Here is a 7,536-nt window from a genome sequence, read left to right on the forward strand (position 1 = left end):
GTAGCTATTTGCGATTGATCTAAAGACTTTCTATTAGTTAGCTTCTTTAGCGTCGTTAGCTTTTTTGCGCATTGCGTTCTTCCAGTTACGTTCTTCCAGGATCTCAACCATTCTTTCAGATGCTTTCACTGGATCAGTTTCCCAGAAGAAGAAGCCGCCAAATACGTCTTCAGCAATTTTGGTAACTACATCATTAACAAGTTGGCTGCCGACAGTCGGAGCAATTACACCAACATGGGTCGGGTTACCATAAGCTACGTTCCAGGAACCGATCGCAACTGCCTTTTCAGACATTGCTTCTGGTGCACTAACAACGTATGGAACTTGCGCGTAATCTACGCCCATTTCCGTAGCTAGAGCTGTTGCTAGGTCTTGGCAACGGCTATTGTCAACGCAAGAACCCATATGGAACATCAATGGCAGTTCTTCAGTTAAGCCAGCAACGGCATTCAGACGAGCATAGAACTTCTTCAGACCTTCTCCAGCATATTCTTTAACAGCATCGCCGTTCATCATACCCGCCAAAGCGTGAGCCTGAGCTGAGCAGCCAGTAGCTATAAGAAGAACATCGTTTTTAGCCAATTCTTTAGCTATGGTAGTATGATTGTGGTCATGGGTCCCTTTAAGGTTGTTACAACCGATAAGTGCTGCAACACCTTTAATTTCTCCGGCCTCAATCGCATCAACAATAACTCTGATTGGATTTTCCGGATTAACTTTGGCGAAGATGTTGTACATAGCTTCTAATGTGAAACCGGCAACAACTTTGTTTCTAATATTAGGAATGCAAACTTTAGCTTTATCACGATTCTTATATGCATCAATAGCCAAACGGATAATTTCTTTAGCACTGTCAACAGCATGGTGCTCATCAAATGCGAAATGGTATGATCCAGGAATCTTCATGATTGGCATTGTAGTAACAATCTTAGTGTGAAAGCATTCAGCTGCAGAGCGTAAGGTCGGCATGATACACTGAACGTCAACAACCATTGCGTCCATAGCGCCGGTCATAATAGCAAGTTCTTGGGTAGCAAAGTTAGTAGCGATAGCAACGCCTTCACGAGTCAGAACCTCGTTACCAGTGCAGCAGATACCAACAAGATTAATGCCTGTAGCACCAGCAGCTTTAGCTTCATCCTGCAACTCTTTAGCAGCTTTAACAACCATTTGGGAAAGAAGTGGATTATGTCCATGGAGAGCGATGTTAACTTTATCTTCCTTAATGGCTCCAAGGTTAGCTTCGGTTACTACAGGAACGCCAGTACCGAAGAGAATATCTGATAAGTCAGTTGCAAGATGCTGACCGTCGATATCGCACAGAGCAGCTTTCAGACCACCAAAGATAATGTTAACAGGGTCAGAGTCAACACCTATATGAGTTTGATGAAGTAATTTTGCAAGGCTTAAGTTAATACCAGAAGGCATTATTGCGGTTTTACGCCAAATGTTAAGTCTTTCTTCATTTGTATAAGCGTTAATCCAGGTAAGTTCTTTAGTTTCATCAACACGGCCAAATTCAGCAAGAGCTGCAGTAGCTACATCTTTACAGATAGCCATTACTTCGCGGCCTTCGGTTTCAATACCGATTTTTTTCGCAACCTTTACGAGTTTATCGGCATCAGTGACTTTATAGTCATGCACTCTACCTTCGGCAACACTTAGAAGAACTTCTGCAATTTCACGTCCATGGTCTGAGTGGGCAGCAGCGCCGCCTGCAATGTAACGAACGGTATTTCTAGCAACGATGGTGTAGTCAGCGGCACCACAAATACCTTTATTACCACCAGGCTTTTTGGGCAGAATACGGCAAGGGCCTTGCAGGCAGATACGGCAGCAAATACCAGTGTTGCCGAAGGTACAACGTGGCTCTTGGGCTTTGGCGCGGTCAAATGTTGTCAGGAAACCAATTTCTTTGGCTCTATCCAGCATTTGAATCGCAGCCATGTCGATTGTTTTGTGTTCGGACATTCTTCTTTTCCTCCCTATGTTCATCATAGTTGTTTTTCAGGTGAATTCGCTTACAAGGAGCTTAGCTACTCAGGGTCATTGGGGATTATGAGGATTTTTTCACAAACTCTATCTACAGGTATTCGCCCTTAGGTGGGCGAATACCTGCAAGGATTATGAAAAATTTTCAATATATTAATAATTTTTACTGAATTAGAACAAGCCAACAATTTTACCGGAATTGTCGATATCCATTCTTTCAGCGGCAGGAGCCTTCGGCAGGCCAGGCATGGTCATGATTTCGCCAGTGATAGCCACCAGGAAGCCAGCGCCAGCTGCAACACGCAGTTCACGAACAGTGATCTTAAAGCCAGTTGGGCGACCTAATTTAGCCATGTCATCGCTCAGGGAGTACTGAGTTTTGGCCATGCAAATCGGAGTTTTGTCATAACCAAGGTTAGTCAGCTCTTGAATGGTCTTTTCAACAGCAGGAGTATAGTTTACGCCATCAGCGCCATAGATCTCTGTGGCGATAGCGTTAATTTTGTCTTTAATAGGAGCCTTTTCATCATAGATGAATTTGAAGTTGCTCGGTTTTTCACAAGCTGCCAAAACTTTGTCAGCAAGCACTAGGCCGCCTTCGCCGCCTTTAGCCCAAACTTCAGACAATGCAACTTCTGCACCCATAGCATTGCATTTTTCTTCAACGAACTTGAGTTCGTTAGCAGTATCAGTCGGGAATGCATTGATCGCAACAACAGCAGGCAGACCGTATTTTTGCATATTCTCAATATGTTTAGTAAGGTTAGCAAGACCTTTTTCAAGGGCAGCCATGTTCTCACCAACAAGCTCGGTCTTAGGTACACCACCATGCATTTTGAGAGCACGGACTGTAGCAACGATAACAACTGCTGCAGGCTTGAATCCAGCAAAACGGCATTTGATATCAAGGAATTTCTCAGCGCCAAGATCAGCACCGAAACCAGCTTCTGTTACAACAACATCAGCAAGTTTCATAGCATATTTGGTAGCAGATACGCTGTTGCAGCCATGAGCAATGTTAGCGAATGGGCCGCCGTGTACGAAGGCCGGAGTGTTTTCGAGGGTTTGAACAAGGTTAGGTTTAATGGCATCTTTGAAGAGCAGGGTTAACGCGCCGGTTACTTTTAGATCGTTCGGAGTTACCGGTTTGCCGTCCATGGTATAGGCAACGATAATTTTGCCAATACGCTCTTTCATATCGTCAAGGTCTTTAGCCAGACAGAGAATTGCCATCATTTCAGAAGCAACGGTAATATCGAAGCCGTTTTCACGCGGTACGCCATTGGCTTTGCCGCCAAGGCCGCAAACGATGAAACGGAGCGCGCGCTCGTTAAGGTCAAGCACCCGGCGCCAAGTTACACGGCGAGGGTCGATACCAAGAGCATTGCCATGATGAAGGTGATTGTCAATGATTGCTGCAAGGAGGTTATGAGCAGTGGTAATAGCATGAAAGTCACCAGTGAAGTGAAGGTTGATGTCCTCCATTGGAACTACTTGGGCATAGCCGCCGCCAGCAGCGCCGCCTTTAACGCCAAAGCAAGGTCCAAGGGATGGTTCGCGTAAAGCGATAACTACTTTTTTACCTTTTTTCCGTAGAGCATCACCCAAGCCAACTGTAGTAGTAGTTTTACCTTCGCCCGCCGGAGTCGGATTAATGGCGGTTACCAGGATTAACTTAGCATCTGGGCGGGTTTTGATGCGTTCCCAGGTTTTAAGGGAAACTTTTGCTTTGTAGCTACCATAGAGTTCAAGTTCCTCTGCAGGGATTTCTAGTTCTTTCGCTACATCAACAATTAGAGACATCTTCGCCTCTTGGGCGATTTCAACATCACTTTTAAAAGACATTTCGACTTTACCTCCTAATATTTTGTGGGACTTTTCCCTCTAAAACCTAGGGCTTGGAGAACCTAGGGCTTGGAGTTTGCGGATATCCGCGTATAGATTTCCTCCATAGTCACTTTGAAGGCTCCGGTAAGTATGTCTGCCTCGTTTCCGAGAGCGACATCCAGCAGATCGTCATCAAAACGAATGACGCCTAACAGTTCTTGAGCTGTAAACTGTTCCTGGATGAACGCTTCTTCTTTAGGAGAGCGTATTTTATTAGCAATGACTTTTGCAACTTCGATGCCCAAATCTTTAGCCAGCTGCATTACCACTCTTGCGGTCTGAACGCTAGTCTTGCTCGGTTCGGTAACCACAATCATCAGGTCTACACCTTTTGATGTGCCGCGAGTCAAATGTTCAATTCCTGCTCCCATATCAAGAATGACCACGTCATCTTTATCAAGGATCAAGGAGTCAACAACGGAGAACAGAAACGCGTTTTCGCGGCAATAACAGGCTGATCCGCCTGGTTTGACTGCACCCATTCTTAAAAATCTGATGTTACCCACGCTAATGGAATACTCGTCTAATATGTCATCGACATCAGGATTAAGACTATAGAACAGGCCGCCACCGGCGCTTTTCTTCTTAATCACTTCCTCCATGTCAATTAGCGGAATTACTTTAGCCAAGATATCATCAGGAATTCCTAAGGCAAGACCCAAACTTGCATCAGGATCAGCATCTACTGCGTAAACACGGCGGCCCTCACGGGCAAATAATTTGGCTAAACTGGCAGAGACAGACGTTTTACCGACGCCGCCTTTGCCGGAGACTGCAATTTTCACCATTTCACCTCCTTTAATAACATATCATTTATATCAAATGAAGTTATTCGCAAAAAATTTATATACGTAATATAAACGAAGACCTAATTTAGTGTCCGAGCCGTCTTACTGAGTAAACTCGCACCAGCAGCAGCAGCTACTACCAAATCCTCAGTAGGCAGGTAATATTGTGCCATAGCATCAAATAACGCCGTAGCATTAGCAGGAAACTCGTCGTCCCCTTCCCAGATAACGTAAGTTACCGGGACCTGAGGCAAGATATCCAGCGTGACAGCAGCATCGCCAAATTTGGCAATTCGACCACTTAGTTTTTCACCTGCTTGGGTTAAAAGACCTGCTTTTTTACCAAACACATATTTAAAACCGCCAAGAACTCGGCCATTAAAGGGCTCCAGGTAAATCATACCACCTGGTATCTCTTTAAAGGATATCAATTGTCCTGACAGAGGCTGTCCGCCTGCTGTAAGCAAATAATGCAGCAGAACAACTTTTGCAGCAATAGGAACTGGGTCCTGATGCTCAGCAAAGTTTACTTCCCCTTCTGGGTAACTTACAGTATAGACTTCATTTATATATTTGAGGGTAAATAAACGTTTGTCGCTATCAAATCCAGCACCACTGTTTGCAGCCATTTCTTCCGGATTCTTAGCCGCAAGTTCCACACAAGCTTTTTCATACGCCAGCTGATAGCCGTTCTGCAGATGCTGTGGAATAATGTTACCACTTTGCATTAGATATGCCTCCTAGTGCAATAAAGCGTGAATTACGGAGTACTAAATATTTAAACCAGTCCGTTTTGCATTTCGCAGGCCTGGATGGTCTGTTTGCAAAGGACTACGGTAGTTACGGAGCCGACGCCACCAGGAACTGGAGTAATTTTGTCGACAATTGACTCAACTTCAGCATAATCGACATCACCGCAGTATTTGCCGGGGTTGTCAGGATCTTCATTGATACCCACATCAATTACTACTTGGCCTGGTTTAACAAAATTTGCTTTAACCATCTTAGCCCGGCCGACTGCAGCAATGAGAACATCGGCATCAGCACAGACTGCCGGAAGATCGTCTGTCCGTGAATGACAGATAGTCACCGTAGCGTGTTCTCTTAACAGCAACATGGCAACAGGTTTGCCAACTACTTGCGAGCGCCCCAGCACAACTGCTTTCTTGCCTTTTAATGGAATATTATAGAATTTGAGAATGTCCATGCAGGCAGTAGGTGTACAAGGTGGGAAGCCGGTAGGATCATCAGTATATACTTTGGCAGCACTACCGATGGTCATGCAGTCTACGTCTTTCTCTACTGGGATCAAGTTCCGGATTTTCTTTTCATCTAACTGTTTAGGCAGTGGAGCAAACATTAAGATACCATTAATCTCTTTATTGGCACCAACATCGGTTACAGCTTGTTCAAAAGCAGCCTGGTCTATATCGGCAGGATACTCGAAAACTTGATAAGCCATTCCGATGGACTCACAGGTTTTTTTTGCGCCGCCTTCATAAAAAAGGTCATCAGGGCGAGCTCCAACTCGAATAATTCCTAATTTCGGGGTAAATCCTTTGGCTTTAATTGCCGTTACCTTTTGAGAGAGTTCCTCCTTCATGGCATCAGCAACAGCTTTACCGGCTAATCTTTCGGCCATTATCCAGATCCCTCCTATTTTTTTATTTTACTTAAAACTAGTTCCAGGGTAGCATCGGCAATCTTAGAACCTTCAGCCAATAGTTGTTCCATTTCCGCCCGATTTTTGCTGACATACTCCTGATCCTTAATGGTATTAAGATTAATTACAACATTCAGCATTCCACTGATGAGCGCGGATTTCAAGAATACTACCCCACAACCCACATCAGAAATCGCTAAATTAGTGCCGATCTGACCCATACGTTCGTGAAGTTTAATACCCTCAAAACATTTACGCATAATTTCCATGGGACCTTCACAGGCATCCTTAGAGCATTTCTCCATAACTTGTTCTTTATAAGCGATCTGCTCTGGGGTGTCTTTAGGCAAGCCATATGCCTTTGAAAGAGGTTCGAAAACTGCAGCATCCTCATCCACAAGTTTTTTCAACTCGTCGATTACCTTGTCGCCTTTGATAATCAGCTCTTTAACTTCATCTTCCACTTCAGCATATTTCTTTTTGCCCACAGTCAAGTTCCCGACCATGTTGGACAGCGCCATCCCGATAGCACCGCCCAGGGCTGCTGCGCCGCCGCCGCCTGGTACAGGAGCCTTAGAAGCAAGTACTTCCAAAAAATCTGAACAGGACTGATTCAGCATACTCATAATGTTTTATCCTCCCATCTGCTTCCTTTTATTTAACATACAAATTAGTTGCAAAATAACACGCCATATCGCAAAGATAAAACTAGTTTGTTATTTCACATACATTCCAATGAAAAAAATTCGCTTTATATTCTGAAATTCCTGCTAGATTTTAATTATTCAAAAAAAATATTATTGTCATATTATGTCGAATAATTACTTAATAAACAATATAAACCTCCCTGTCGAAATGATATGCTCCCCAATAGGTAGACAGGAGAAATAATAAAACCTGTTACCGAAAGGGGAGTATTTTCATGCCTAAAAAGAGTCGATATAGCAGTGCAGAAAAGTTGGCAATTATCCATGAGTTTGAGCAAGGAGAATCAAGCCAGCGATCTGTTGCCGATAAATATAACGTTGATAGTACAACCATAAAGCGATGGATACATCGTCTGAAACATCATGGAATAGAAGGTCTAGAAGATAGATCCCAGAATCAGAGTTACTCAGTTGAATTGAAACTTTCCGCAGTTCATGAATTTCTTTCTGGAGAATCGTCTCAGAAAGAAATCATAGAAAAGTATAAAATATTGAGTTG

At 43.8% G+C, this 7,536-nt stretch carries 7 protein-coding genes; 1 reads left to right on the forward strand and 6 read right to left on the reverse strand.

What is annotated here, in order from left to right:
* Positions 1–33: 33 nt before the first annotated feature.
* The 6 genes from cooS to B9A22_RS13445 form a co-directional block, all read right to left on the reverse strand.
* Entirely contained in the window at positions 34–1,971 is a 1,938-nt protein-coding gene (cooS, locus tag B9A22_RS13420; RefSeq protein ID WP_084576239.1) for an anaerobic carbon-monoxide dehydrogenase catalytic subunit, read from the reverse strand.
* Positions 1,972–2,163: 192 nt separating this feature from the next.
* The gene (locus B9A22_RS13425) at positions 2,164–3,837 is read right to left on the reverse strand and encodes a formate--tetrahydrofolate ligase (protein ID WP_084576240.1); all 1,674 of its coding nucleotides are present in this window, start codon (positions 3,835–3,837) and stop codon (positions 2,164–2,166) included.
* Between the two features lie 62 nt (positions 3,838–3,899).
* Entirely contained in the window at positions 3,900–4,667 is a 768-nt protein-coding gene (locus B9A22_RS13430; protein ID WP_245823983.1) for an ATP-binding protein, read from the reverse strand.
* An 80-nt stretch (positions 4,668–4,747) separates the two neighbouring features.
* Positions 4,748–5,395, reverse strand: a complete 648-nt coding sequence (locus tag B9A22_RS13435; protein ID WP_084576242.1) for a DUF3786 domain-containing protein — start codon at positions 5,393–5,395, stop codon at positions 4,748–4,750.
* A 50-nt stretch (positions 5,396–5,445) separates the two neighbouring features.
* Entirely contained in the window at positions 5,446–6,309 is an 864-nt protein-coding gene (locus tag B9A22_RS13440) for a bifunctional 5,10-methylenetetrahydrofolate dehydrogenase/5,10-methenyltetrahydrofolate cyclohydrolase (RefSeq protein ID WP_084576243.1), read from the reverse strand.
* Between the two features lie 14 nt (positions 6,310–6,323).
* Positions 6,324–6,956, reverse strand: coding sequence for a cyclodeaminase/cyclohydrolase family protein (locus tag B9A22_RS13445; protein WP_084576244.1), 633 nt, complete (start codon positions 6,954–6,956; stop codon positions 6,324–6,326).
* A 296-nt stretch (positions 6,957–7,252) separates the two neighbouring features.
* Here B9A22_RS13445 and B9A22_RS13450 point away from each other — a divergent pair.
* On the forward strand, positions 7,253–7,536 hold a 284-nt coding region (locus B9A22_RS13450), incomplete at its 3' end, for a helix-turn-helix domain-containing protein (protein WP_139796247.1).

Source organism: Sporomusa malonica, from assembly GCF_900176355.1.
Taxonomy (GTDB): Bacteria; Bacillota; Negativicutes; order Sporomusales; family Sporomusaceae; genus Sporomusa; species Sporomusa malonica.